This is a genomic window from Pseudomonas sp. SC11, from assembly GCF_047039205.1.
GTDB classification, from domain to species: domain Bacteria; phylum Pseudomonadota; class Gammaproteobacteria; order Pseudomonadales; family Pseudomonadaceae; genus Aquipseudomonas; species Aquipseudomonas boreofloridensis.
The window spans coordinates 1,172,515-1,197,969 of record NZ_CP178183.1 but is presented as its reverse complement, the minus strand read 5'-3'; the positions used below and the strand labels follow the sequence as shown (position 1 = coordinate 1,197,969).

At 64.1% G+C, this 25,455-nt stretch carries 22 protein-coding genes; 9 read left to right on the top strand and 13 right to left on the bottom strand.

Features of this window, described 5'->3' with window-relative positions:
- Positions 1 to 82: 82 nt before the first annotated feature.
- From cysN to ACK2SD_RS05490, 4 genes are all read right to left on the bottom strand, one after another.
- Positions 83 to 1,984 (bottom strand): sulfate adenylyltransferase subunit CysN, encoded by a 1,902-nt coding sequence (gene cysN / locus ACK2SD_RS05505; RefSeq protein ID WP_295487469.1) that lies wholly within the window; start codon positions 1,982 to 1,984, stop codon positions 83 to 85.
- A gap of 53 nt (positions 1,985 to 2,037) precedes the next feature.
- Positions 2,038 to 2,379, bottom strand: coding sequence for a four helix bundle protein (locus ACK2SD_RS05500; protein WP_029612122.1), 342 nt, complete (start codon positions 2,377 to 2,379; stop codon positions 2,038 to 2,040).
- Positions 2,380 to 2,480: 101 nt separating this feature from the next.
- Positions 2,481 to 3,398: a sulfate adenylyltransferase subunit CysD gene (gene cysD / locus ACK2SD_RS05495; RefSeq protein ID WP_029612121.1), complete on the bottom strand. Its 918-nt coding sequence runs from the start codon at positions 3,396 to 3,398 to the stop codon at positions 2,481 to 2,483.
- Positions 3,399 to 3,546: 148 nt separating this feature from the next.
- Positions 3,547 to 4,305, bottom strand: a complete 759-nt coding sequence (locus tag ACK2SD_RS05490; RefSeq protein WP_317871668.1) for a Nif3-like dinuclear metal center hexameric protein — start codon at positions 4,303 to 4,305, stop codon at positions 3,547 to 3,549.
- Positions 4,306 to 4,486: 181 nt separating this feature from the next.
- Between ACK2SD_RS05490 and algW the strand changes: the two genes are divergently transcribed.
- Complete coding sequence (gene algW / locus ACK2SD_RS05485; protein ID WP_039579893.1) at positions 4,487 to 5,647, top strand: Do family serine endopeptidase AlgW; 1,161 nt, start codon at positions 4,487 to 4,489, stop codon at positions 5,645 to 5,647.
- Between the two features lie 54 nt (positions 5,648 to 5,701).
- On the opposite strand, the gene ACK2SD_RS05480 is transcribed toward algW, so the two are convergent.
- The 4 genes from ACK2SD_RS05480 to ACK2SD_RS05465 form a co-directional block, all read right to left on the bottom strand.
- Positions 5,702 to 6,466: an amino acid ABC transporter ATP-binding protein gene (locus ACK2SD_RS05480; protein ID WP_412461572.1), complete on the bottom strand. Its 765-nt coding sequence runs from the start codon at positions 6,464 to 6,466 to the stop codon at positions 5,702 to 5,704.
- A 10-nt stretch (positions 6,467 to 6,476) separates the two neighbouring features.
- On the bottom strand, positions 6,477 to 7,574 hold the full coding sequence (locus tag ACK2SD_RS05475; protein WP_317871669.1) for an amino acid ABC transporter permease: 1,098 nt from the start codon (positions 7,572 to 7,574) through the stop codon (positions 6,477 to 6,479).
- Positions 7,575 to 7,584: 10 nt separating this feature from the next.
- A complete protein-coding gene (locus ACK2SD_RS05470; protein ID WP_412461571.1) occupies positions 7,585 to 8,763 on the bottom strand; it encodes an amino acid ABC transporter permease in 1,179 nt (392 codons plus the stop codon).
- 67 nt (positions 8,764 to 8,830) lie between these two features.
- Positions 8,831 to 9,859: an amino acid ABC transporter substrate-binding protein gene (locus tag ACK2SD_RS05465; RefSeq protein ID WP_412461570.1), complete on the bottom strand. Its 1,029-nt coding sequence runs from the start codon at positions 9,857 to 9,859 to the stop codon at positions 8,831 to 8,833.
- A 335-nt stretch (positions 9,860 to 10,194) separates the two neighbouring features.
- Here ACK2SD_RS05465 and ACK2SD_RS05460 point away from each other — a divergent pair, with 335 nt between their 5' ends.
- Complete coding sequence (locus ACK2SD_RS05460) at positions 10,195 to 10,851, top strand: alpha/beta hydrolase (RefSeq protein WP_039579906.1); 657 nt, start codon at positions 10,195 to 10,197, stop codon at positions 10,849 to 10,851.
- A gap of 102 nt (positions 10,852 to 10,953) precedes the next feature.
- Positions 10,954 to 12,429, top strand: coding sequence for an ATP-dependent RNA helicase RhlB (gene rhlB, locus ACK2SD_RS05455; RefSeq protein WP_412461569.1), 1,476 nt, complete (start codon positions 10,954 to 10,956; stop codon positions 12,427 to 12,429).
- 10 nt (positions 12,430 to 12,439) lie between these two features.
- On the opposite strand, the gene moaE is transcribed toward rhlB, so the two are convergent.
- The 5 genes from moaE to ACK2SD_RS05430 form a co-directional block, all read right to left on the bottom strand.
- On the bottom strand, positions 12,440 to 12,889 hold the full coding sequence (gene moaE, locus ACK2SD_RS05450; RefSeq protein ID WP_029614992.1) for a molybdopterin synthase catalytic subunit MoaE: 450 nt from the start codon (positions 12,887 to 12,889) through the stop codon (positions 12,440 to 12,442).
- A 2-nt stretch (positions 12,890 to 12,891) separates the two neighbouring features.
- Complete coding sequence (locus ACK2SD_RS05445) at positions 12,892 to 13,137, bottom strand: MoaD/ThiS family protein (RefSeq protein WP_029614993.1); 246 nt, start codon at positions 13,135 to 13,137, stop codon at positions 12,892 to 12,894.
- Complete coding sequence (gene moaC, locus ACK2SD_RS05440) at positions 13,137 to 13,607, bottom strand: cyclic pyranopterin monophosphate synthase MoaC (RefSeq protein ID WP_412461568.1); 471 nt, start codon at positions 13,605 to 13,607, stop codon at positions 13,137 to 13,139. Before moaC ends, ACK2SD_RS05445 begins: the two co-directional genes overlap by 1 nt.
- A gap of 102 nt (positions 13,608 to 13,709) precedes the next feature.
- Entirely contained in the window at positions 13,710 to 15,104 is a 1,395-nt protein-coding gene (locus ACK2SD_RS05435) for a PhoH family protein (RefSeq protein WP_039579916.1), read from the bottom strand.
- A 303-nt stretch (positions 15,105 to 15,407) separates the two neighbouring features.
- Positions 15,408 to 16,535, bottom strand: a complete 1,128-nt coding sequence (locus tag ACK2SD_RS05430) for a polysaccharide deacetylase family protein (protein ID WP_412461567.1) — start codon at positions 16,533 to 16,535, stop codon at positions 15,408 to 15,410.
- A gap of 134 nt (positions 16,536 to 16,669) precedes the next feature.
- Between ACK2SD_RS05430 and yaaA the strand changes: the two genes are divergently transcribed.
- The 6 genes from yaaA to ACK2SD_RS05400 all read left to right on the top strand — a co-directional run bounded on the left by yaaA (position 16,670) and on the right by ACK2SD_RS05400 (position 25,440).
- Positions 16,670 to 17,449, top strand: a complete 780-nt coding sequence (yaaA, locus tag ACK2SD_RS05425; protein ID WP_039579921.1) for a peroxide stress protein YaaA — start codon at positions 16,670 to 16,672, stop codon at positions 17,447 to 17,449.
- Between the two features lie 917 nt (positions 17,450 to 18,366).
- Positions 18,367 to 19,683, top strand: coding sequence for a nucleotide sugar dehydrogenase (locus ACK2SD_RS05420; RefSeq protein WP_412461566.1), 1,317 nt, complete (start codon positions 18,367 to 18,369; stop codon positions 19,681 to 19,683).
- Positions 19,684 to 19,746: 63 nt separating this feature from the next.
- Positions 19,747 to 21,228: a mannuronan synthase gene (gene alg8, locus ACK2SD_RS05415; protein WP_317871674.1), complete on the top strand. Its 1,482-nt coding sequence runs from the start codon at positions 19,747 to 19,749 to the stop codon at positions 21,226 to 21,228.
- Positions 21,229 to 21,263: 35 nt separating this feature from the next.
- Positions 21,264 to 22,430: a PilZ domain-containing protein gene (locus ACK2SD_RS05410; protein ID WP_412461565.1), complete on the top strand. Its 1,167-nt coding sequence runs from the start codon at positions 21,264 to 21,266 to the stop codon at positions 22,428 to 22,430.
- A gap of 11 nt (positions 22,431 to 22,441) precedes the next feature.
- Positions 22,442 to 23,968 (top strand): alginate biosynthesis TPR repeat lipoprotein AlgK, encoded by a 1,527-nt coding sequence (gene algK / locus ACK2SD_RS05405; protein ID WP_412461564.1) that lies wholly within the window; start codon positions 22,442 to 22,444, stop codon positions 23,966 to 23,968.
- Entirely contained in the window at positions 23,965 to 25,440 is a 1,476-nt protein-coding gene (locus ACK2SD_RS05400) for an alginate export family protein (protein WP_412461563.1), read from the top strand. The genes algK and ACK2SD_RS05400 overlap by 4 nt, the downstream gene beginning before the upstream one ends.
- Positions 25,441 to 25,455: the final 15 nt, after the last annotated feature.

Sequence of the window (25,455 nt, the reverse complement as noted above, 5' to 3'; positions counted from 1 at the left end):
ACCGGGCTGCTGCGCAACCCCGTGACTGTCGGCCAATCACCCAACTGGCGCGGAACCTGGAGTCCGCGTCCTAACGCAGCGCTTAGAGGGCGCCGCGCTGGCGCAGCACCTCAAGCACCTGCTTCACGCCGTCCTCGACGCTGGTGCCCTGGGTATCGATCACCAAATCCGCATCCAGCGGCACATCGAACGGGAAGCTCTCGCCCGGGATGTTGTCGCCACCGGCAGCATACAGCCCCTGCGGGTCGCGCTCGCGGCAGACCAGCGGCGAGGCCTGCACGTAGACGGTGACCAGGCGTTCCTTGCCGATCAACGCCTTGGCCTGCTCACGGCCTTCGGCATCCGGGGCGACGAACGCTGCCAGGGTCAGCAGACCGGCTTCGTTGAACTGGCGCGCCACATGCGCGGCACGGCGCCAGTTCTCGGTACGCCCGGCGCGATCCTGCGGTAAGCCCTTGTTCAAGTCATGGCGCAGGTTCTGCCCGTCGAGCACGTATACCGCGCGGCCCATGTCGAACAGCTTGCGCTCCACGGCGTAGGCCAAGGTGCTCTTACCGGCGCCGGACAAGCCGCTGAACAGCACGGTCGCCGGCTGCTGGCCGAAGCGCAGGGCGCGCTCCTCGGTCGAGACATGCGCGGCCTTGCCGTGCTGACCGGCGCCGCCATGTGGCAATACAGGCTCGGCGATGATCATGCCGGCACCGACAGTGCCGTTGGTCAGGCGGTCGATGACGATGAACGCCCCGGTGGTGCGGTTGCTGTCGTAGCCGTCGAGGGCGATGGCAGCGTCCAGCGATACCTTGACCCGGCCGATCTCGTTCAGTTGCAGCGCGCTGGCAGCGCCCTTCTCCAACGTGTTCACATCGACTTTGTGGGCGATGCTGGCGATCGAACCCGGCACATAGCTGGTGGCGCGCTTGATGTCGTACTTCTTGCCCGGCAGCATCGGTTCCTCGGCCATCCACACCAGCATGGCGTCGAACTGGTCGGCCACCTGCGGCACGTTGTCGGCATGCACCAGCAAGTCGCCACGGGAGATGTCGATCTCGTCTTCCATGGTCAGGGTCACGGCCTGGCCAGGCCCGGCGTTCTCCAGCTCACCTTCGTAGGTGACGATGGACTTGACCCGGCTGCTCTTGCCCGACGGCAGCACCACGATCTCGTCGCCCTTGTGCACCACGCCACTGGCCAGGGTGCCGGCGAAGCCACGGAAGTTCAGGTTCGGACGGTTGACGTACTGCACCGGGAAACGCAGGTCGGTGACATTGCGGTCGGCCGCCACTTCCACGGTTTCGAGGATTTCCATCAGCGCAGGGCCGGTGTACCACGGCGAACGCTCGCTGCGGTTGACCACGTTGTCGCCCTTGAGCGCCGACATGGGCACGAAGTGCAGGCTGCTCGGCTTCAGGTCGATGGCTTCGGCGAACGCCAGGTAATCGGCCTTGATCGACTCGAAGACCTGCTCGTCGAAGCCCTTGAGATCCATCTTGTTGACCGCGACCACGATGTGCTTGATACCCAGCAGCGAGGCGATATAGCTGTGGCGGCGGGTCTGGGTCTGCACGCCATAGCGGGCATCGACCAGGATGATCGCCAGGTCGCAGGTGGACGCACCGGTGGCCATGTTGCGAGTGTACTGCTCATGGCCGGGGGTGTCGGCGATGATGAACTTGCGCTTGGCAGTCGAGAAGTAGCGGTAGGCGACATCGATGGTGATGCCCTGCTCGCGCTCGGCCTGCAGGCCATCGACCAGCAGCGCCAGATCGACTTCCTCGCCGGTGGTGCCGGACTTCTTCGAGTCGCGGGTGATGGCCTCGAGGTGGTCCTCGTAGATCATCTTCGAATCGTGCAGCAGGCGCCCGATCAGGGTGCTCTTGCCGTCATCGACGTTGCCGCAGGTGAGGAAACGCAGCAATTCTTTGCGCTCGTGCTGAGCCAGGTAGGCGAGGATATCCTCGCTGATCAATTCGGATTGGTGACTCATTTCATTCGAGCTCCAAGCTGTAAGCGTCAAGCGGCAAGCCTGTCGGCGTACAACTAGTTAGACATTCTGTTGATCAACCCACTCAGCATTCTGGAGAGCTCGCGGGTTTCATTAATCCAGCCGCTAGCCAGCCCAGCGTCGATGTAACCTATCTCACCACCGATCATCAGCTGTGTACGCAACTCCCCGCAGGACGCTTTCGCAACGCTGAGATACCAAACCTTCTCTCTGCTCCCGCGCCGCTCCATGCCCTCGGCAATATTGGACGGGATGGAAAGTGCTGACCGCGTGACCTGATCCTTGAATCCATAATCACGACACCCAGCCAGTATCCGGTACAACTCAATGGCCAAACGCTTACTTCGTTGCCAAACTGCCAGCTTCTCAAAATCCATTACGAGCACTCCGAGCCGCCCGCAATACGGCGGCAATCCACAAGTCTCAAACGCTACGCGTTCAGCTTCTGTCTTGCAGCTTGCCGCTTGTAACTTGAAGCTTAGAAATACCCTTGGCGTTTCTTGTCTTCCATGGATCCGGCGCCATCGTGGTCGATGACACGGCCCTGGCGTTCGGACGTGCGCGTCAGGAGCATTTCCTGAATGATGTCGGTGAGCGTCTCGGCTTCCGACTCGACAGCACCTGTCAGTGGGTAGCAGCCCAGGGTTCGGAAACGCACCTTCTTCTTGACGATGCGGGCTTTCTCTTCATCGGTGAGATGCTCGAGGATGCGCTCGTCGTCGATCATGATCAGGGTGCCGTTCTTCTCGATGACTTCGCGCTCGGCGGCGAAGTACAGCGGCACGATCGGGATGCCTTCGAGGTAGATGTACTGCCAGATGTCCAGCTCGGTCCAGTTCGACAACGGGAAGACGCGGATCGACTCGCCCTTGTTGACCTTGCCGTTGTAGACGTTCCACAGCTCCGGACGCTGGTTCTTCGGATCCCAGCGGTGCTTGCTGTCGCGGAACGAATACACGCGCTCCTTGGCCCGCGACTTCTCTTCGTCGCGGCGCGCACCGCCGAAGGCGGCGTCGAAGCCATGCTTGTCCAGCGCCTGCTTGAGGCCCTGGGTCTTCATGATGTCGGTGTGCTTGGCACTGCCGTGGGTGAAGGGGTTGATGCCCTGCGCCACACCCTCGGGGTTGACGTGGGTGATCAGCTCCAGGCCCATTTCCTCGACCATCTTGTCGCGGAAGCGGTACATCTCCTGGAATTTCCAGCGCGTGTCGACGTGCATCACCGGAAACGGCAGCTTGCCCGGGAAGAAGGCCTTGCGCGCCAGGTGCAGCATCACGGCGGAGTCCTTGCCGATCGAGTACAGCATCACCGGATTGTCGAACTCGGCGGCCACCTCGCGGATGATGTGGATGCTTTCCGCCTCCAGCTGTTTCAAGTGCGTCAGTTTGTCGACCATGGCTACTCACGAAAAACGATCTTATGGACGGCCAGCGGGCCGTGTTCGAGCGGAGCACTTTATCACAGCGTCTGATTCTATTTAGGCGGTCAGCTAGATCGAAACGGTCTAATGATATGACTGCCGGTTTGGCCCTCTTACGCGGTATTCAAATCGGATTGGGGCAGTCGATGAACAGGTGTTCGAGGGCGAAGCGCCTGGCCAGATAGTCGCCCAGCGCCTGCACGCCATAGCGCTCGGTGGCGTGATGCCCGGCGGCGATGAAGCTGACGCCGTTCTCGCGGGCACTGTGGAAGGTCTGCTCGGACGCCTCGCCACTGATGAACAGGTCCACACCGGCAGCGATGGCAGCATCGATATAGCCCTGCCCGCCGCCGGTGCACCAGCCCACCCGGCGAATCAGGCCCGGGCCCTCGATCAATAGCGGCTCACGGCCCAGCGCCTCATGCACGCGACGGGCGACATCGCTGGCGGCCATGGGCTCGGCCAGCGAACCGATCAGGCCGATCACCCGTGGGTTGTCCGGATCGAGCGGGCCTTCGACGGTGATGTCGAGCTGGCGTGCCAACTGCACGTTGTTGCCGACTTCCGGGTGCACGTCCAGCGGCAGGTGAAACGCCAGCAGGCTGATGTCGTGCTTGAGCAGGGTCTTGATGCGGCGCTGCTTGATACCGGTGATACAAGGGCTTTCGCCCTTCCAGAAGTAACCGTGGTGTACCAGCACCAGGTCGGCATCGGCCTCGACCGCCGCGTCGAGCAAGGCCTGGCTGGCGGTTACGCCGGTGACGATGCGCCTGACCTGCGCACGCCCTTCGACCTGCAAGCCATTGGGGCAGTAATCCTGGATCTTGGCGCTGCCGAGGTAGCGCTCGGCTTCCTCGACCAGGGTGCTCAGGGCGACGGCCATCCACATATCTCCTCGTAATTCGCTGCTTCAACGGGCGCAAGGCCTCGTATACTGGCCGCCATTATGGGCTGTCGCGGTAGCCGGGGGAACCGGAGCCTGCGGCGCGGGCAAAGCCGCGCCTACAGGTGTATCATCGCGCGCGTTCGCGTTCAGGCCCCCGCCCCACTCCAGGATTTTTTCGATGTTCAAGGCTCTGCGTTACTTTGGCTGGCCCCTGCTCACTGGCGTGCTGATCGCCGCACTGATCATCCAGCGGTTCCCGGAATGGGTCGGCCTGCCCAGCCAGGACGTCAACCTGCAGCAGGCGCCGCAGACTTCGCGGATCGTGCAGGGCCCGGTCAGCTATGCCGACGCCGTCACCGTCGCTGCCCCAGCCGTGGCCAACCTGTACACCACCAAAGCGGTGAACAAGAACGCTCACCCGCTGTTCGAAGACCCGCAATTCCGCCGCTTCTTCGGCGACAACCTGCCCAAGCAACGGCGCTGGGAGTCGAGCCTGGGCTCGGCGGTAATCATGAGCCGCGAAGGCTACCTGCTGACCAACAACCACGTCACCAGCGGCGCGGACCAGATCGTGGTGGCGCTCAAGGACGGCCGCGAAACCCTGGCGCGGGTGATCGGCAGCGACCCGGAAACCGACCTGGCGGTGCTGAAGATCGACCTCAAAGACCTGCCGGCCATCACCATCGGCCGCTCCGACAACGTGCACATCGGCGATGTCTGCCTGGCCATCGGCAACCCCTTCGGCGTCGGCCAGACCGTGACCATGGGCATCATCAGCGCCACGGGCCGCAACCAACTGGGGCTGAACAACTACGAAGACTTCATCCAGACCGACGCGGCCATCAATCCGGGCAACTCCGGCGGCGCGCTGGTCGATGCCGACGGCAACCTGATTGGCATCAACACCGCGATCTTCTCCAAATCCGGCGGTTCCCAGGGCATTGGCTTCGCCATCCCGGCCAAGCTGGCGTTGGAGGTCATGAAGTCGATCGTCGAGCACGGCCAAGTGATTCGCGGCTGGCTGGGCATCGAAGTGCAGCCGTTGTCGCAGGAACTGGCCGAGTCGTTCGGCATGCAGGGGCGTCCTGGCATCGTCGTGGCCGGCATCTTCCGTGACGGTCCGGCCCAGCGCGCGGGCCTGCAACTGGGTGATGTGATCCTGAGCATCAACGGCGAGCCGGCCGGTGATGGCCGCAAGTCGATGAACCAGGTGGCGCGGATCAAGCCGAACGAGAAGATCAGCATCGAGGTGATGCGCAATGGCAAGCAGCTCAAGCTGATCGCCGAAGTGGGCCTGCGCCCGCCACCGGCGCCGGTGGCCAAGCAGGAAGAGAAGTAAGCCAACCCCACGCCTCCAGAAGCGGGCAAACCGCTTCTGGAAGGCCCCGCGTCATCAGTGCAGGATCTGGCTCAGGAACAGCTTGGTGCGGTCGCTGCGCGGGCGGTCGAAGAAGTCGTCCGGCGCGGCCTGCTCGACGATCTCGCCCCTGTCCATGAAGATCACCCGATTCGCCACGGTGCGGGCAAAGCCCATCTCGTGGGTCACGCAGAGCATGGTCATGCCGTCTTCGGCCAGTCCGACCATGGTGTCGAGCACCTCCTTGACCATTTCCGGATCCAGCGCCGACGTCGGCTCGTCGAACAGCATGATCTTGGGTTTCATGCACAGCGCGCGGGCGATGGCCACCCGCTGCTGCTGACCACCGGACAACTGCCCCGGATACTTGTGCGCCTGCTCGGGAATGCGCACCCGCTCCAGGTAATGCATGGCGATTTCCTCGGCCTTGCGCCGTGGCAGCTTGCGCACCCACATCGGCGCCAAGGTGCAGTTCTCCAGAATGCTCAGGTGCGGGAACAGGTTGAAGTGCTGGAACACCATGCCGACCTCGCGACGGATCGCCTCGATCTGCTTGAGGTCGTTGGTCAACTCCACGCCATCGACCACGATGCGCCCCTGCTGGTGTTCCTCCAGCCGGTTGAGGCAGCGGATGGTGGTGGACTTGCCCGAGCCCGACGGACCGCACAGGACGATGCGCTCGCCCTGGCGCACGTTGAGGTTGATGTCCTTGAGCACATGGAACTGGCCGTACCACTTGTTGACGCCCTGCATCTGGATGATGCCTTCGGGGCCGGCGCTGTGTCTGATCGCTTCACTCATCTCGAAACTCCTAACGCTTGTGGCCAGTGTCCAGCTTGCGCTCCAGGTGCATGGAGTAGCGCGACATGGCGAAACAGAAAATCCAGTAGACCAGGGCGGCGAATACGTAGCCCTCGGTGGCCATGCCCAGCCAGGCAGGGTCTGCCGTGGCCTGGCGGGTGCTGTTGAGCAAGTCGAACAGGCCGATGATGATCACCAGGCTGGTGTCCTTGAACAGCGCGATGAAGGTGTTGACGATGCCCGGAATCACCAGCTTCAAGGCCTGGGGCAGGATCACCAGGCCCATGGCCCGCCAGTAGCCCAGGCCCATGGCGGCGGCGGCCTCGTACTGCCCTTTGGGGATGGCCTGCAAGCCGCCACGCACCACTTCGGCGATGTACGCCGACTCGAACAGGATGACGAAGATCATGGCCCGCAGCAGTTTGTCGAAGCTGGTGCCCTCGGGCATGAACAGCGGCAGCATCACCGACGACATGAACAGCACGGTAATCAGCGGAATGCCGCGCCAGAACTCGATGAAGGTCACCGAGACCGCCTTGACCACCGGCATGTTCGAGCGCCGGCCCAGCGCCAGCAGAATCCCCAGTGGCAAGGCAGCGGCGATGCCCACGGTGGCGATCACCAGCGTCAGCATCAGCCCGCCCCACTGCGAAGTCGGCACGCTGCTCAGGCCGAAGCTGCCGCCGTGCAGCAACAGGTAGGCGAGGATCGGATACAGCACCAGGTAGCACAGGCCGTAGGGCAGTTTTCGCGGAAAACGCCGGATGAACAGCGGCGCGGCGCCAATCACGCCCAGCCACACGCTCAAGTCCACCCGCCAGCGCAACTCGCTGGGGTAGTAGCCGTACATGAACTGGCCGAAACGCTGCTGGATGAACACCCAGCAAGCGCCCTGCCCGCTGCAGTCGGCGCGGGTACTGCCGGTCCAACTGGCGTCGAGGAACGCCCAGTGCAGCAGCGGCGGCACGATCAGCCAGATCAGGTACAGCGCGAACAGCGTCAGCAGGGTATTGGCCCAACTGGAAAACAGGTTGGCCCGCAGCCAGGCGAGCACGCCGACGGTCTTCACCGGTGGCGGCATGTCGGGTTTGAAAACATGGGTAGTCATGCGCCGGCCCTCACCGTTCGATCAGCGCAATGCGCTTGTTGTACCCGTTCATCAGCAACGAGATGCTGATACTGATGGTCAGATATACGCCCATGGTGATCGCCATCACCTCCACCGACTGGCCGGTCTGGTTCAGCACCGTACCGGCGAACAGCGACACCAGTTCGGGGTAGCCGATCACCGCCGCCAGCGACGAGTTCTTGGTCAGGTTCAGGTACTGGCTGGTCAGCGGTGGAATGATCACCCGCATGGCCTGGGGGATGATCACCTTGCGCAGGGTCGGCCCTTCGCGCAGCCCCAGCGAGCGCGCCGCCTCGGTCTGGCCATGGCTGACCGAGCGGATGCCGGCGCGAACGATCTCGGCGATGAACGCAGCGGTGTAGATCGACAGCGCCAGGGTCAACGCCAGGAACTCGGGAATCAGCACCCAGCCGCCGGTGAAGTTGAACCCTTTGAGCTGCGGCACCTGCCACTGCAGCGGGTTGCCGAACAGCAGCACGCACACCCCCGGGATACCGACCAACAGCAGCAGGCCGACCCAGAATTTGTGAAACGGCTGGCCGGTTTCATCGAAACGCCGGTTGGCCTGGCGCACCATCACCACGATTGCCAACAGCGCCAGCAACAGGGACACCACGAACGGCCAGAAGCCTTCGCCCATCGACGCACCGGGCATGTTCACACCGCGGCTGCTGATGAAGAACAGGTCATCGATGTTGATGCTGCCGCGCGGTCCCGGCAGCGCCGTGAACACGGCGAAGTACCAGAACAGGATTTGCAGCAACGGCGGGATGTTGCGGAAGGTCTCGACGTACACCGCCGCCAGCTTGCCGATCACCCAGTTCGACGACAGCCGCGCCACGCCGATGATGAAGCCGAGCACGGTGGCCAGGACGATGCCGATGGCACTGGCCAGCAGGGTATTGAGCAACCCCACCAACAGCACGCGAGCATAGGTGTCGGTCTCGTTGTAGTCGATCAGGTGCTGGGCGATGCCGAAGCCGGCACTGCGCTCGAGGAAATCGAAGCCCGAGGTGATCCCCCGGTGCTGCATGTTGGTTTGGGTGTTGTGAATGAGGAACCAGCCCAGGGCGATCACGGCCACGACCGTGACGACCTGGAACAGCCACGCACGCACGCGCGGATCGCTCAGGGACAGCCCTTTGCGCGCGCCGGTTGGATTGTTCATGAAAGGCACCGAAAGCAAGGAAGTGGAACGACCCGCGACGGCCACATGCCGTCGCGGGTGACGGCGATCAGCGCACCGGTGGCGCGTACTGGATGCCGCCGTTGTTCCACAGGGCGTTCAGCCCGCGGTCGATCTGCAGCGGCGTACTCTTGCCCAGGTTCTTCTCGAACACTTCGCCGTAGTTGCCCACCTGTTTGACGATCTGCACCACCCAGTCCTTGGGCAGCTTGAGGTCCTTGCCGTACTCACCGTCGGCGCCGAGCATGCGCGCCACGTCCGGGTTCTTGGTGGACTTGGCCTCGGCTTCGACGTTCTTGGAGGTCACGCCGGCTTCCTCGGCATTGAGCATGGCGAACAGCGTCCAGCGCACGATGCTGAACCAGTCTTCGTCACCCTTGCGCACTACCGGGCCGAGGGGCTCCTTGGAAATGGTTTCCGGCAGTACCACGTAGTCGCCCGGCGCGGCCAGCTTGGAGCGCTGTGCGTAGAGCTGCGACTTGTCCGAGGTGAGCACGTCGCAACGCCCGGACTCGAGCGACTTGGCGCTCTCGTCGGAGGTATCGAAGGTGATCGGGGTGTATTTCATGCCGTTGGCGCGGAAGTAGTCGGAAACGTTCAGTTCGGTGGTGGTGCCGGCCTGGATGCAGATGGTGGCGCCGTCGAGTTCCTTGGCGCTTTTCACGGGGAGCTTGTTGCTCACCAGGAAACCGATGCCGTCGTAGTAGGTAACGCCGGTGAACACCAGGCCCATGCCGGAATCGCGCGAGCTGGTCCAGGTGGTGTTGCGCGACAGCACATCGACTTCACCGGACTGCAGCGCGGTGAAGCGCTCCTTGGCGTTGAGCTGGCTGAACTTGACCTTGCTGGCATCGCCGAACACGGCCGCCGCCACGGCGCGGCAGACATCGGCGTCGATGCCGACGATCTTGCCCTGGGCGTCAGGGACGGAGAAGCCCGGGAGGCCGTCGCTCACGCCACACTGGACGAAGCCCTTCTTCTGCACCGCATCGAGCGTGGCCCCGGCCTGTGCGGTGCTCACGGCACCGAAGGCGGCGGCAGCGGTCAGGACTGCCAGCGTGGTTTTCAACATCTTCATCAACAACCTCCAAATGCTCTTGTTGTATCGAGCCGGAATTGCACCGCGCCCTCATGAGGCGCATCCGACCCTGGTTGGCGTGTTATTCGGGTCAATTGGCGCAACGGGCCGTTCTGTGACAGCCTTTCCTGCAAGTGGACGGTGTTACCGGTCCGGTTTCGCCCCGTGCAGCGACATGGACATAGCAAGGGGCGTACCACAGTGACCGCCTAAAGCGTTTAAGCAGACGTCAAGAGGGTAAAGTTGCAGCGTTGCGACATGCAGTTATGGCCCTCGCCATCCACGCCGCCTTTTCACGCACTCAATGAGTTCCCACGCACTTTTTCGGAGCATTCATGACCCAACCGTTGATCCTCGAACCCCAGAATACGGCCGATGCCTGTGTGATCTGGTTGCACGGCCTGGGCGCCGACCGTTACGACTTCCTACCGGTGGCCGAATTTCTTCAGGAACGACTGCACAGCACGCGCTTCATCATGCCCCAGGCGCCGACCCGCCCGGTGACCATCAACGGCGGCTATGCCATGCCCAGCTGGTACGACATCAAGGCCATGAGCCCGGCGCGGGCCATCGACGAAGCGCAACTGGACGCCTCCGCCGCGCAGGTCATCGACTTGATCGAAGCCGAACAGGCCAAGGGCATCGACCTGGCCCGCATCGTCCTGGCCGGTTTCTCCCAGGGCGGCGCAGTGGTGCTGCACACCGCGTATATAAAGTGGCAAGAGGCCCTGGGCGGCGTCATCGCCCTGTCGACCTACGCCCCGACCTTCAGCGACACGCACCAGCTCAGTGCCTGCCAGCAGCGCACGCCTGCCCTGTGCCTGCATGGCGTGCACGACCCGGTGGTCATTCCTTCCATGGGGCGCACGGCGTTCGAGTACCTCAATACCTGGGGCGTGGCTGCGCGCTGGCACGAATACCCCATGGAGCACGAAGTGCTGGTGGAAGAACTGAGCGACATCCACGACTGGCTGGCGCAGCGGCTTCAGTGATTTCCCACGCGCCTGTAGTCGCGGGCGCATTGCACTACGCCGAGTGGGGTTCTTGCATTACACTGCCCGGCGTACATTCCTTAATCAATTGACGAGACGACCGTGCTCAAGGCACTCAAGAAGATATTCGGCAAAGCCGACGCCGCCCCGCAGGCCGTCGCGCCCTCTGCCCCCGTGACAGCCCAAACGCCGCAGCCCACTGCCGCTCACCCGCCCAAGCCCGAGCGCGCCAGCGCGCCCAGCCCTCAGCCGGAGCCAGCGCCTCAGGCCACTGCACCGGTCGCCCGGACCCCGCGGGAAAAACCGCGCCGCGAGCGCAAACCCAAGCCGCAGGCCAGCCTGTGGAAACCGGAAGATTTCGTGGTCGAACCCCAGGAAGGCAAGACCCGCTTCCACGACTTCAAGCTCTCCGACACGTTGATGCATGCCATCCACGACCTGGGTTTCCCCTACTGCACGCCGATCCAGGCGCAGGTGCTGGGCCACACCCTACGCGGCCAGGACGCCATCGGTCGGGCCCAGACCGGCACCGGCAAGACCGCCGCGTTCCTCATCTCGATCATTGCGCAACTGCAACAGACGCCGCCGCCCAAGGAACGCTACATGGGCGAGCCGCGCGCATTGATCATCGCGCCCACCCGTGAACTGGTGGTGCAGATCGCCAAGGACGCCGAAGCCCTGACCCGCTACAGCGGGCTCAGCGTGATGAGCTTCGTCGGCGGCATGGAATACGACAAGCAGCTCAAGGCCCTGGAGAAACGCCACTGCGATATTCTGGTGGCCACGCCCGGGCGCCTGCTGGACTTCCAGCAACGCGGCGAAGTGCACCTGGACATGGTCGAGGTGATGGTGCTTGACGAGGCCGATCGCATGCTCGACATGGGCTTCATTCCGCAGGTGCGGCAGATCATCCGTCAGACCCCACCCAAGAGCGAACGTCAGACCCTGCTGTTCTCCGCCACCTTCACCGACGATGTGATGAACCTGGCCAAGCAGTGGACCACCGATCCTGCCATCGTCGAGATCGAGCCGGAGAACGTGGCCAGCGAAACCGTCGAGCAGCACGTCTATGCCGTGGCCGGCAGCGACAAGTACAAGCTGCTGTACAACCTGGTGACGCAGAACGGCTGGCAGCGGGTGATGGTCTTCGCCAACCGCAAGGACGAGGTGCGGCGCATCGAGGAGCGCCTGGTGCGCGATGGCGTCAACGCCGCGCAACTGTCCGGCGACGTGCCGCAGCACAAGCGGATCCGCACCCTGGAGAACTTCCGTGAAGGGCGCGTCACCGTGCTGGTGGCCACCGACGTGGCCGGACGCGGCATTCACATCGACGGCATCAGCCATGTGATCAACTTCACCCTGCCGGAAGACCCGGACGACTACGTGCACCGCATCGGCCGCACCGGGCGTGCGGGCACCAGCGGGGTGTCGATCAGCTTCGCCGGCGAAGACGACGCCTACCAACTGCCGGCGATCGAGGAACTGCTGGGGCGCAAGATCAAATGCGAGATGCCGCCGGACGCGTTGCTTACGCCGGTGCCGCGCAAGGCCCAGGCGAGCGCCAACCCGTCGGTGTAGACGCGCCTGGCTACTGCCAGCGCTCGACCGCGTCCTGGTCGCTCTGGCGGCCTTCCACCCAGCGTGGCCCCTCCTGGGTGGTTTCCTTCTTCCAGAAGGGCGCGCGGGTCTTGAGGTAGTCCATGATGAAATTGCAGGCGTCGAACGCCGCCTGCCGATGCGCGCTGGCCACGCCGACGAAGACGATCGGCTCGCCCGGCTCCAGCGCGCCGATGCGATGCAGCACCTCGACCTTCAACAACGGCCAGCGCTGCTGCGCCTCGTCGACGATCTTGCCCAGCGCCTTCTCGGTCATGCCCGGATAGTGCTCGAGGAACATCCCCGCCACCTCGCGCCCGTCGTTGAAGTCGCGCACGTAGCCAACGAATCCCACCACCGCACCCACGCCGACATTCGCCGCGTGCAGGGCATTGAGCTCGTAGCCCGCATCGAAGACGGCCTGCTGAACCCGTATGGCCATGCTCAGCCTCCCGTTACCGGTGGGAAAAAGGCCACTTGGTCGCCCTCCTCCACGGGCTCGTCGAGCCGGCACAATTCCTCGTTGCGGGCGCACATCAAGTTCTGCTCGGCCAGCACCGCGTAGGCGCCGCCCTTGGCCAGCAACGCCTGGCGCACGTCGTCGAGCACCTGGAAATCGCCGTCGAGCGACTCGCCGTCGAGCCCGAGCCGCTCGCGGTAGCGGGCGAAATACAACGTCCTGATCTTCATCACACAGACACCTGGTAATGGCCGCTCTTGCCGCCGATCTTCTCCAGCAGGCGCACCTGCTCGATGACCATGCCTTTGTCAACGGCCTTGCACATGTCGTAGATCGTCAGGGCGGCGACACTCGCGGCAGTCAGCGCCTCCATCTCCACCCCGGTTTGCCCAGCCAGCTTGCAGCGGGCGAGGATGTGCACGGCGTCTTCACCGTCGGCGCGCAGCTCCACCTTGACGCTGGTAAGCATCAGCGGATGGCACAGTGGGATCAGGTCGCTGGTTTTCTTCGCCGCCTGGATACCCGCGATGCGCGCCACGGCGAACACATCACCCTTGGGGTGCTCGCCCTCGACGATCATGCGCAGCGTGGCCGGCAACATGCGCACCCGCGCCTCGGCGCTGGCCTCACGTGAGGTCACGGCCTTTTCAGTGACGTCGACCATGTTGGCGCGCCCCTGGGAATCGAGATGAGTCAGCACTGCTCTGCTCCTGTGAAGAGAGTGCAGAGTGTAAACCGCTACTGGGCGAATGTGCAGGCAAAGCGCCCCAGCGCCGGCGAACCGGCGTTGAGGCGTTGGGGGCTACATATGCGACTCGGCGTACTCGGCCAGCACCGAGCGCGGCACACCCTGCAGGGTGATGTGCACGCCGTGGGGGAAGTCCTTGAAGCGCTCGGTGAGGTAGGTCAGGCCCGAGCTGGTGGCGGACAGGTAGGGGGTGTCGATCTGTGCCAGGTTGCCCAGACATACCACTTTCGAGCCGGAGCCGGCACGGGTGATGATGGTCTTCATCTGGTGCGGGGTGAGGTTCTGGCATTCATCGATGAGGATCAGGCTCTGCTGGAAGCTGCGCCCGCGAATGTAGTTCAGCGACTTGAACTGCAACGGCACGCGCTCGAGGATGTACTCCACACTGCCATGGGTGCTCTCGTCATCCATGTGCAAGGCTTCGAGGTTGTCGGTGATGGCGCCCAGCCAAGGCTCCATCTTCTCCGCCTCGGTGCCCGGCAGGAAACCGATCTCCTGGTCCAGGCCCTGCACGCTGCGGGTGGCGATGATGCGCCGGTAGCGCTTGCTGACCATGGTCTGCTCGATGGCAGCGGCCAGCGCCAGGATGGTCTTGCCCGAGCCGGCGGCGCCGGTCAGGTTGACCAGGTGGATGTCCGGGTCGAGCAGGGCGAACAGCGCCAGGCTCTGATGGATGTCGCGCGGCTTCAGGCCCCAGGCCTCCTGGTGCAGCAATGGCTCCTGGTGCAGGTCCAGCAGCAGCAGTTCGCCTTCGCGCACCCCTTTGATCCAGCCGACGAAACCTTGCTCGTCGATGATGAACTCGTTCACGTGCACCGCCGGCAGCGGCTCGCTCAGTTGCACGCGATGCCAGGTACGGCCGCGCTCCTGGCGGGTGTCGACCTTGCTCACGCGATCCCAGAACGAGCCACTGACCGAATGGTAGCCCTTGGACAACAGCGACACGTCGTCGACCAACTGGTCGGTGCTGTAGTCCTCGGCGGCGATGCCGCAGGCCCGCGCCTTCAGGCGCATGTTGATGTCCTTGGTCACCAGCACCACGTCCAGGTCGCCGCGCCGAGCCCGCAGCTCCAGCAACTGGTTGATGATGATGTTGTCGTTCAGGTGTTCGGGCAGCAGCCGCGACGGCTCGTGGCGCGGACTCATCAGGATCGACAGGAAACCCTTGGGGCCGCTCTTGCCACGCTGGATCGGCACGCCCTGTTCGACGTCGGTGGGCGAGGCCTCGCCCAGGGTCTGGTCGATCAGGCGGATGGCCTGGCGGCATTCGGCGGCGATGGTCTGCTTGCCGGTCTTGAGCTTGTCGAGTTCCTCCAGCACCGTCATCGGGATAGCGACATGGTGCTCCTCGAAATTGAGCAAGGCGTTGGGGTCGTGTATCAGGACGTTGGTATCGAGGACATACAGGATGGGCTTGTTGGAGGAAGGGTTGCGTCCTTGGTCATCCATACTCGGTCACCTTATGTGAAAGCAGGACGGCACAGGCGTACTGCGCCGCAGAGTGACCGCCGTTCTCCCCGTATCCGCGTCGTTACGGGCGGGGAGCGCACCTGGCAGAAGGAGGGCCTGGATGACGCCACCTGTGCTGCAGGAATCGGCTGTCTGGCTCTTTCATACCGCAAAAAGCGTGACGAAAAAAAGACTTTTTACGCGCACATGAAGTTTATTTTGCTGAATGACGAAGCGCCCTTGGCGTGATCCGCAACGACGACTACAGTCAGGGATGGAGCCGTTTTTTCTCCTGCACGACCGTCAGCGCGCCCTCGCGTAGGCGTGGCAGTCTTCCCATCCGATGCCGCTCTGCGCCGTGTGCTGCAGCAGCCAGTCGAGCGCAGGCTGGACCTTGGGCTGGCTGTCGTGGAACTGGATCACGCCCTTGCGCCACAACAGCATCAGCGTCAGCACGCGCTGCGCCGATTGCTCGGCGTCCAACGCGGTGTCGTCCTGGGCATCGATGTCCCACAACGAAACCTGTAGCCCCTGCGCGGTCATGAAGCCTTCGCCATCGGCGCGGCGCTGGCCATAGGGCGGTCGAAACAGGGGGACGTACTGCTCGGGCATCAACGCTTGCACCTGCGCCTGGCTGCGCCGCAGCGAGTCCTGCCAGTCCTGCCACTGGGCATGCGAGCGGTATTCCCAGCCCTGGATGCCCACGCACTGCCCGGCGTACAAGCTCGCCACATCCGCGCCCTGGTTGGCGTCGCGGCGCTGCTGCACGCGGCTGCCGAGCACGAAGAAGGTGCCGCCCAGCTTCTGCCGGCGCAGGTAGTCGGCGAGTGTATCGCTGCTGCTGCCCACCGGGCCCGGGCCTCCGGCGAAGGTCAGCAGGAACACCCGATCGTTGAGCTCGTCGCCGCTGCGCTCGCGGCTGGAGAGACGTTCGACCTCGCTGCTGGTCTGCGGAAACAGCGCGGCCTTGCGCAATTGCTCGTCCAGGTAGCGCTGGTTGAAGCGATGACTGGGCTCGACCCACCCCTGGTAGAACTCGCCCACCTCGCTGGCGAAGGTCGCCGAGCGCGTGCGCAGATCCGCCATCGAGTCCACGGCGTAGCAGAACGACGCATCCTCCTCGCAGCTCAGTTGCGCCTGCTGGTAGTTCTCCCACAGGCGCTGCCACATCCGCGCCCGCACCGCGCGCACCACCGACAGGTTGATCTGGCGCAGCCCCAGGCGCGCCGCCAGGCTGCCCTCATCGAGCATCTCGCTTTCATGCAGCACCTGGGCGAAGGAGAGGATCTGCGCCCGCGAGGCCACATCGAACAGGACCGGGCTGTCGAGCTGTTCCGGCCACAGGCTGCGGTCGAAACTGACCGCCAGCGGCGGGGCAGCCTGCGCCGCCGTAGCGAACAGCGCGAACAGAAGAGCGAGGGCGATGCGCACGAGCAGTCTCCACGAAGTGAACTGACGCACTATAGCGTCACAGCCGCCGATGGTCTGTGCCTATGGCGGGCATAGTTTGGCGCACCAGCGCAGGCCCCCGTAGAATCACGACAACCTTTCCAGGAGCCGACCTCATGTTGACGGTGATTTCCCCCGCCAAGACCCTCGACTACGACACCCCACCCGTCACCCAGCGTCATACCCTGCCCCAGCACCTGGATCATGCGCAGATCCTCATCGAGCAACTGCGCGATTTTTCGCCGGCGCAGATCGCCGAACTGATGCACCTGTCCGACAAGCTCGCCGGCCTCAACGCCGCCCGCTTCGGCAGTTGGACGGCCGACTTCACCCCCACCAACGCCAAGCAGGCGCTGCTGGCCTTCAAGGGCGACGTGTACACCGGGCTGGACGCCGAAAGCCTGAGCGAAGACGACTTCGCCTACGCCCAGCAGCACCTGCGCATGCTCTCGGGCCTGTACGGGCTGCTGCGTCCGCTGGACCTGATGCAGCCCTATCGCCTGGAGATGGGCACCAAGCTGGCAAACGCTCGCGGCAAGGACCTCTACGCCTTCTGGGACACGCGCATCAGCGAATGGCTGAACCAGGCCCTGGCCGACCAGGGCGATGACCTGCTGCTGAACCTGGCCAGCAACGAGTACTTCGGTGCGGTGAAGAAAAACGCGCTCAAGGCGCGGGTGATCGACGTCGACTTCAAGGACCTGAAGAACGGCCAATACAAGATCATCAGTTTCTACGCCAAGAAAGCCCGTGGCCTGATGAGCCGCTTCGTGATCCAGGAGCGCATCGCCGATCCCGAGCAGCTCAAGGGCTTCGACGTCCAGGGCTACTACTACAGTGCCGAGCAGTCGCGGCCAGACCATTTGGTGTTCCTGCGCGACCAGCCCGAGCCCTGACCCCACCGCCCCGCCACTCCCAGGCGGGGCTAATCGGTGACCCACACCCACCCCGCCTCCAGGCCCTGGACCTGCACGCCCGTCACCTGCGGGAGGTCCACGTATCGTCACGAACAATGAGCCTCGATCCCTGGTCACGAAAGCCACAAAAACCCGGCGGTTAAATGCAGCCGTCTGTGGTCGTCGTCAGCTCAGCGAAAATTCGACACCAGGAACGCCAAAAAATGGTCGCCAAAAAACCATCAACCCTGACTGTGGCCTAGGTTCATGAACGACCACTCGTAAATTTCCGACTTTTTTTGAAAAAAAATTTCCGATGCTGGCATATAACCATCCCACCTCGTTTTGCCCCTTTATATATCGGGACGAAACCGGACCGTGCCATCAGAATGAAAGTATTTATCATTGAAAAAATATTTAGAAATCTTTCATCTGCGTCGAACCCACCCCGGAACTTACCTTCCGAGGACCGCTCATACCACCCGTAACGATTCACCAGCGTACAACGTGAGAGATGACTTACAGCTAACTTAAGGCCGGTTTCCACTGCCGGCCCCGACAACTTCGGCTACCGCTTCGGGTATACCCAGCGGCCGGTCCAAGAAGGAGAGACGCGCCCCTTACTACTCGTCCTAGTGGTTGATTTCAAAGGATTTACTCACTTGAAAGAACAAGCACAGCAACGCGCCGCATAAGGCGTTGCAATAAAGACGGCTGCATTCAAGGGCACGCCTTTTAATTACTGGCCATTTAATTGCCAAGTTTGAGCGCACTGCAGTATGCGCTCCGGATTCGTTCATGCCTGCGCCCGGTGAAGTGTCACTTCGCCATGGATCCGTGCGCCTGCAAGAGCAGGTCAATCAACCCGGCTCGGTTCTGTGAAAGAACCGGCGCGATATACACACGAGGTGAATACGATGCGTATCAGCATCTTTGGTTTGGGTTACGTAGGTGCCGTCTGTGCAGGTTGCTTGTCGGCACGCGGTCATGAAGTGATCGGCGTGGACGTGTCCACCACCAAGATCGACCTGATCAATCAGGGCAAGTCGCCCATCGTCGAGCCGGGCCTGGAGCAATTGCTGCAACAGGGCATCGCCACTGGCCGACTGCGTGGCACCACTGACTTCGCCGAAGCGATCCGCGCCAGCGACGTGTCGATGATCTGCGTCGGCACCCCCAGCAAGAAAAATGGCGACCTGGGCCTTGAGTACATCGAATCGGTGTGCCGCGAGATAGGCTATGTGCTGCGCGACACCACCCGTCGCCACACCATCGTGGTGCGCAGCACCGTGCTGCCGGGCACCGTGAAGAACGTGGTGATTCCGATCCTGGAAGACTGCTCCGGCAAGAAAGCGGGCGTCGACTTCGGCGTGGCGGTCAACCCCGAGTTCCTGCGCGAAAGCACCGCGATCAAGGACTACGACCAGCCACCGATGACCGTCATCGGCGAACTGGACAGCGCCAGCGGCGACGTGCTCCAAGCCATCTACGAAGAGCTCGACGCGCCGATCATCCGCAAGCCGATCGAAGTGGCCGAGATGATCAAGTACACCTGCAACGTCTGGCACGCCACCAAGGTCACCTTCGCCAACGAAATCGGCAACATCGCCAAGGCGGTCGACGTCGATGGCCGCGAAGTGATGGAGGTGGTCTGCCAGGACAAGGCCCTGAACCTGTCGCAGTACTACATGCGCCCAGGCTTCGCCTTCGGCGGCTCATGCTTGCCCAAGGACGTGCGCGCCCTCACCTACCGCGCCGCCAGCCTCGACGTCAAAGCACCGCTGCTCGATTCGCTGATGCGCAGCAACGAGTCCCAGGTGCAGAACGCCTTCGACATCATCGAAAGCCACGACAAGCGCAAGGTCGCCCTGCTTGGCCTGAGCTTCAAGGCTGGCACCGACGACCTGCGCGAAAGCCCGCTGGTGGAACTGGCCGAGCGTCTGATCGGCAAGGGCTACGAGCTGAACATCTACGACCAGAACGTCGAGTACGCCCGTGTCCACGGCGCCAACAAAGACTACATCGAGTCGAAGATCCCCCACGTGTCCTCGCTGCTCAACGCCGACCTCCAGCAGGTGATCGACGGCGCCGACATCATCGTCCTCGGCAACCGCGACGAGCAGTTCCGCGCCCTCGCCCAGCAGGCGCCGGCAGGCAAGCAGGTGATCGACCTGGTCGGCTTCATGAGCAAGCCCACCAGCACCGCCAGCCGCACCGAAGGCATCTGCTGGTAAGCCAGCCCGACGCGGGGCCACCCGGCCCCGCCTTTTCCCGATTTCTCGCGACGGATGCTGAACATGCAAAGGCTCCAGACAGTGCTGCTGCAGTGCGCCGGATGGCTGCTCTTCATGAGCCTGCTCATGCTGATCGCCCTGGCCCTGCCCAGCGATATCTTCGACTCGCAATCGAAGCACTTCATCTTCCTGGTCGGCGCTGTCGGCATCTGGCGCTACTCCATGGGCGCCACCCATTTCATCCGCGGCATGATCTTCCTCTACCTGGTCTACCCCTACCTGCGGCGCAAGGTGCAGAAGCTGGGCAAGGCCGCCGATCCGTCGCACGTCTACCTGATGGTCACCAGCTTTCGTATCGATGCGCTGACCACCGCCCAGGTGTACAGCTCGGTGATCCGCGAAGCGATCGACTGCGGCTACCCCACCACCGTGGTCTGCTCGCTGGTGGAGAAGTCCGACGAGTTGCTGGTCAAGAGCCTGTGGGCCAAGTACAACCCGCCCGAGCACGTGGCGCTGGACTTCGTGCGCATCGCCGGCACCGGCAAACGTGACGGGCTGGCCTATGGTTTTCGCGCCATCTCCCGCTCGCTGCCGGACGAGAACGCCGTGGTGGCGGTGATCGACGGCGATACCGTGCTGGCCGAAGGCGTGGTGCGCAAGACCGTGCCGTGGTTCAAGCTCTACCCCAACGTCGGTGGCCTGACCACCAACGAATTCTGCGAAGTGCGCGGCGGCTACATCATGAGCGAGTGGCACAAGCTGCGCTTCGCCCAGCGCCACATCAACATGTGCTCGATGGCCTTGAGCAAGCGCGTGCTGACCATGACCGGGCGCATGTCGATGTTCCGCGCCAGCGTGGTCACCAACCCCGAGTTCATCGCCGACGTCGAGAGCGACTCGTTGATGCACTGGCGCCTGGGCCGCTTCAAGTTCCTCACCGGCGACGACAAGTCCAGCTGGTTCAGCCTGATGCGCCTGGGCTACGACACCTTCTACGTGCCGGATGCGGCGATCAACACGGTCGAACACCCACCGGAAAAGAGCTTCCTCAAGGCCAGCCGCAAGCTGATGTACCGCTGGTATGGCAACAACCTGCGGCAGAACTCCCGCGCCCTGGGCCTGGGCCTGCGGCGCCTGGGGCTGTTCACCAGCATCGTGCTGTTCGACCAGCGCGTGTCGATGTGGACCAGCCTGCTGGGCCTGACCGTGGCGCTGATCGCCAGCTTCAAGTTCGGCCTGCAGTTCCTGCTGGTGTACCTGCTGTGGATCGGCATCACCCGCCTGATCCTCACCGTCATGCTGCTGTGCTCGGGCCACAGCGTCGGCCCGGCCTACCCGCTGATCCTCTATTACAACCAGATCGTCGGCGCGCTGATGAAGATCTACGTGTTCTTCCGCCTCGACAAGCAGTCCTGGACCCGTCAGCCGACGGCCCTCAAGCGTGACCTCGCCAGCTTTCAACAATGGTTCAACACCTGGTCCTCGCGGACCATGACCTTCTCGGCGGCCAGCATCTTCGTCGCTGTGCTGTTCATGGTCGTGTGAGCCCAACCCGGATCGATGCAAAGGAACAAATCGCCATGAATAACGCTGTCAACGTCAACGTCGTGCATGAGTCCGAGGCCCAGCGCCAGCACGCTCGCGTGCGTATTCCCGCCAAGCTGCGCTACCTCGACGGCGAGCGCCAGCAACAGGAGGTCAAGGTCGACGACCTGTCCGCCGGCGGCCTGTCGTTCCATGCCAAGCGCGCTCTGCCGGTCGGCGAACTGCTGCGCGGCCGCCTGCAGTTCGTGGTCGACAACCTCGGCCTGGCGATGGACGTCGAACTGCTGGTGCGCTCCAGCGACACGAGCAGCGGGCGCATCGGCGCCGAGTTCCAGAACCTGGAACCGCGCGACATCGCCACCCTGCGCCACATCATCACCAGCCACCTGTCCGGTGAGCTGATCAGCGTCGGCGACGTGCTCAGTACCCTGCAGCGCGACAACTTCACCAAGGCGCGCAAGCAAAAGGACGCCGGTTCCGGCCTGTCGCCCTTCGCCCGCCTGCGTGCGGTCAGCGTCACCCTCGGCGTGTTCGTGGTCGGCATCGCCGCCTTCGGCTTCGTCGCCAAGTCGCTGTACGGCCTGTACTTCGTCAGCCACGCCGAAGCCGGAGTGGTCGCCGTGCCCACCACCACCATCACCATGCCCCGCGACGGCAGCCTGCAGGGCCTGGTGCAGACCGGCGCGCAGATCGGCAAGGGCGCGCCGCTGGCCACCTTCAACACCAGCATGCTGGACCTGCTCAAGGGCCACCTGGACGACTCGCAACTGGAGCCGGCCAAGGTCGAGGAGCTGTTCGGCAAGCAGCTCTCCGGCACCCTCACCAGCCCCTGTGACTGCGTGGTCGCGCGGCAACTGGTGGACGACGGCCAGTACGCCAGCAAAGGCCAGCCGGTGTACCAGTTGATCCCGCGCACCACCCACCCAACGGTCGAAGCACGCTTCAGCTATCGCCAGTTCGACGAGGTCAAGCCCGGTACCCGGGTCAACTTCCAGGTGGCTGGCGAAGACCAAGTGCGCACCGGCGTGATCGTCGGCAGCAGCAGCCTGGACACCGACAACCTGGCCTCGGACATCCGCGTGCAGATCGAGCCTGACGGCGCGTTGCCCGCAGAGCTGGCCGGGCGTCCGGCCTCGGTGAACAGCGACCGTGGCCCGTCGATGGACTGGCTGATCGACCGCGCCGTGGCGCGCGGGCTGTAAGGGGACCGGGGATGAAGCCTTTGAACGGTGTTTCTTCTGTGGGGGCGATGCTGGGTCCCACCGGTACGGCGCTGGAGACGACCGCTGTGGGCGCGGGCTCGTCCTGCGGCTGGGCGCGCAGCGCCCGCCCACTGACCTGGTGCGCTCTGGCCGCCGCCATCGCCCTGGCCGGCTGCGCCGGCCTGCCCGACCAGCGCCTGGCCAACGAAGCGCTGAAACGCGGCGACATCGCCACCGCCCAGGCCAACTACAAGGCCCTGGCCGACCTGGGCTACAGCGATGCCCAGGTGGGTCTGGCCGACATCCAGGTCGGCAGCCGCGATCCGGCGCAGCTCGAACAGGCCGAAGCCACCTACCGCGCGGCCGCCGCCACCTCGCCGCGGGCTCAGGCGCGTCTGGGCCGCCTGCTGGTGGCCAAGCCCGGCAGCACCCAGGCCGAGCGCGAAGAAGCCGAAACCCTGCTCAAGCTCGCCGCCCAGCAAGGCGAGGGCAATACCCTGATTCCGCTGGCCATGCTCTACCTGCAATACCCGCAGAGTTTCCCGGACATCAACGCCCAACGCCAGATCGACCAGTGGCGCGCCGACGGCAACCCCGAGGCGGGCCTGGCCCAGGTGCTGCTGTACCGTACCCAGGGCAGCTACGACCAGCACCTGGACGACGTCGAGCAGATCTGCCAGGCCGCGCTCAGCGCCGCCGATGTCTGCTACGTGGAACTGGCCACCGTCTACCAGAAGCGTGGCCAGGGCGACCGCCAGGCCGCCCTGCTCGACCAGCTCAAGTCGGCCCACGCCCGTGGCACGGTGCCGGCCACCCGGGTCGACAGCGTCGCCCGGGTGCTGGCCGACCGCAGCCTCGGCCAGACCGACGAGAAGACCGCCCAGGCCCTGCTCGAATCGGTCGCCCCGAACAACCCCGCGTCCTGGGTGAGCCTGGCGCAACTGCTCTACGACTTCCCCGAACTGGGCGACACCGAGCAATTGCTGGCCTACCTCGACAAAGGTCGCGACGCCGAACAGCCGCGCGCCGACCTGCTGCTGGGCCGTCTGTACTACGAAGGCAAGCAGGTGCCGGCCGATGCACACAAGGCCGAGCAGCACCTGCAGGCCGCGGCCGATGCCGGCGAGATCAGCGCCCATTACTACCTCGGCCAGCTCTACCGCCGTGGCTACCTGGGTCAGGTGGAACCGCAGAAGGCGGTCGATCACCTGCTCAGCGCCGCCCGTGGCGGTCAGCTCAGCGCCGACTATGCCCTGGCCCAGTTGTACAGCGAAGGCCACGGCATCCGTCCCAATCCGGGCAACGCCTGGGTGTTCGCCCAGCTCGCCCAGCTCAACCCCACTGAGCAGTCCAGCGAGCTGCTGCAACAGCTCGAACCGCAGCTCGACGCCGAGCAGCGCAGTCAGGCCCAGCGCCTGCTGGAGCAGGAAAAGACCGCGCGGGCCGGGATGCTCCAGGCCAGCACCAGCAGCCTGGCCCTGGACGCCCTGCAGGACGGCAACGACCAGAACGACGCAGACGCCGAGGATTCGCTATGACGCTCAACCCCTTCGTGAAAGCCGGCATCGGCCTGAGCTTCGCCCTGTTGTGGTCGCTGCCGACCCTGGCCGCCGAGACCGCCGCCAAGAACTTCGGCCTGGAGGTCAAAGTCACCGGTCAGTCCGAAGACGACCGCGACCTGGGCACCCGTCCCGGCGGCGACGTCAACGGCCTGGGCCTGGACCTGCGCCCCTGGGTCTATGGCGAACGCGGTAACTGGAGCGCCTATGCCATGGGCCAGGCCGTGACGGCCACCGACACCATCGAGACCGACACCCTGCGCCAGAACGACGACGGCACCGCGGTGGACACCGGCGACGACAGCCGCAAGCCGGACAAGAGCTACCTGGCCCTGCGCGAGTTCTGGGTCGGCTACAGCGGCTTCACGCCCTACCCCGGCGAGCAACTGCGCTTTGGTCGCCAGCGTCTGCGCAGCGACGACGGCATGTGGCGCGACACCAACATCGAGGCGCTGAACTGGAGCTTCGACACCACCCTGCTCAAGGCCGACCTGGGCGTGGCGCAGCGCTTCAGCGAATACCGCACCGACCTCACCGAACTGGCCCCCGAAGACAAGCACCGCACCCATGTCTACGGCAATGTCGCCACCCAGTGGACGCCCGGGCACTGGGTCGGCCTGCGCGCCCATCACACCCACGACAGCGGCAGCCTGAACAACCCTGGGGAGCGCGTCGATGCCCTGGACAAGACCCGCACCGGCGATCTCACCTGGCTGGGCCTTGAAGCCAACAGCGATGCCTACAACTGGCGCAACGACCATACCGTCAACTACTGGGGCAGCCTGACCTGGCTGACCGGCAACCGCGACACCCTGAGCAGCCAACTGGTGGGCGACGAGCAGGTCGCCACCGGCACCCGCAGCGGCGACGTCAACGCCTGGGCCACCGACCTGGGCATCCGCCTGCGCCTGGACCCCAACTGGCAGGTCGGCGCGGCCTATGCCCGCGGCAGCGGCGGCGGCAGCGACGGCTCGAACAACTTCGAGCAGACCGGCCTTGAAAGCAACCGCTCCAACTTCACCGGCACCCGCTCGCGCGTGCACCGCTTCGGCGAAGCCTTCCGTGGCGAGCTGGGCAACCTGCAGGCAGCCACCCTGTTCGCTTCCTGGCAACTGCGCGAGGACTACGACGCCAGCTTCATCTACCACAAGTTCTGGCGCGTGGACGGTGAGCAGAACATCGGCTCCAGCGGTATCAACGCGGTGGTCAACGACGACGGCATCAACCGTCCGCTGGTCAATGGCGAGAAAGACCTGGGCCAGGAAATGGACGTGGTGGTGACCAAGTACTTCAAGCAGGGCCTGCTGCCCGCCTCGCTGAGCCAGTCGATCGACGAGCCTTCGGCGCTGGTACGCCTGCGCGCCGGCGTGTTCAAGCCCGGCGATGCCTACGGCAAGGAAGCGGACTCGTACATGCACCGCGCTTTCGTCGACGTGATCTGGCGCTTCTAAGGCCGGCCAAGGACT

Bases quoted from the DNA above. Each gene is read 5' to 3' on its own strand.
- cysN (WP_295487469.1), bottom strand. From the start codon at position 1,984: ATGAGTCACCAATCCGAATTGATCAGCGAGGATATCCTCGCCTACCTG.
- ACK2SD_RS05500 (WP_029612122.1), bottom strand. From the start codon at position 2,379: ATGGATTTTGAGAAGCTGGCAGTTTGGCAACGAAGTAAGCGTTTGGCC.
- cysD (WP_029612121.1), bottom strand. From the start codon at position 3,398: ATGGTCGACAAACTGACGCACTTGAAACAGCTGGAGGCGGAAAGCATC.
- ACK2SD_RS05490 (WP_317871668.1), bottom strand. From the start codon at position 4,305: ATGGCCGTCGCCCTGAGCACCCTGGTCGAGGAAGCCGAGCGCTACCTC.
- algW (WP_039579893.1), top strand. From the start codon at position 4,487: ATGTTCAAGGCTCTGCGTTACTTTGGCTGGCCCCTGCTCACTGGCGTG.
- ACK2SD_RS05480 (WP_412461572.1), bottom strand. From the start codon at position 6,466: ATGAGTGAAGCGATCAGACACAGCGCCGGCCCCGAAGGCATCATCCAG.
- ACK2SD_RS05475 (WP_317871669.1), bottom strand. From the start codon at position 7,574: ATGACTACCCATGTTTTCAAACCCGACATGCCGCCACCGGTGAAGACC.
- ACK2SD_RS05470 (WP_412461571.1), bottom strand. From the start codon at position 8,763: ATGAACAATCCAACCGGCGCGCGCAAAGGGCTGTCCCTGAGCGATCCG.
- ACK2SD_RS05465 (WP_412461570.1), bottom strand. From the start codon at position 9,859: ATGAAGATGTTGAAAACCACGCTGGCAGTCCTGACCGCTGCCGCCGCC.
- ACK2SD_RS05460 (WP_039579906.1), top strand. From the start codon at position 10,195: ATGACCCAACCGTTGATCCTCGAACCCCAGAATACGGCCGATGCCTGT.
- moaE (WP_029614992.1), bottom strand. From the start codon at position 12,889: ATGGCCATACGGGTTCAGCAGGCCGTCTTCGATGCGGGCTACGAGCTC.
- ACK2SD_RS05445 (WP_029614993.1), bottom strand. From the start codon at position 13,137: ATGAAGATCAGGACGTTGTATTTCGCCCGCTACCGCGAGCGGCTCGGG.
- ACK2SD_RS05435 (WP_039579916.1), bottom strand. From the start codon at position 15,104: ATGGATGACCAAGGACGCAACCCTTCCTCCAACAAGCCCATCCTGTAT.
- yaaA (WP_039579921.1), top strand. From the start codon at position 16,670: ATGTTGACGGTGATTTCCCCCGCCAAGACCCTCGACTACGACACCCCA.
- ACK2SD_RS05420 (WP_412461566.1), top strand. From the start codon at position 18,367: ATGCGTATCAGCATCTTTGGTTTGGGTTACGTAGGTGCCGTCTGTGCA.
- alg8 (WP_317871674.1), top strand. From the start codon at position 19,747: ATGCAAAGGCTCCAGACAGTGCTGCTGCAGTGCGCCGGATGGCTGCTC.
- ACK2SD_RS05410 (WP_412461565.1), top strand. From the start codon at position 21,264: ATGAATAACGCTGTCAACGTCAACGTCGTGCATGAGTCCGAGGCCCAG.
- algK (WP_412461564.1), top strand. From the start codon at position 22,442: ATGAAGCCTTTGAACGGTGTTTCTTCTGTGGGGGCGATGCTGGGTCCC.
- ACK2SD_RS05400 (WP_412461563.1), top strand. From the start codon at position 23,965: ATGACGCTCAACCCCTTCGTGAAAGCCGGCATCGGCCTGAGCTTCGCC.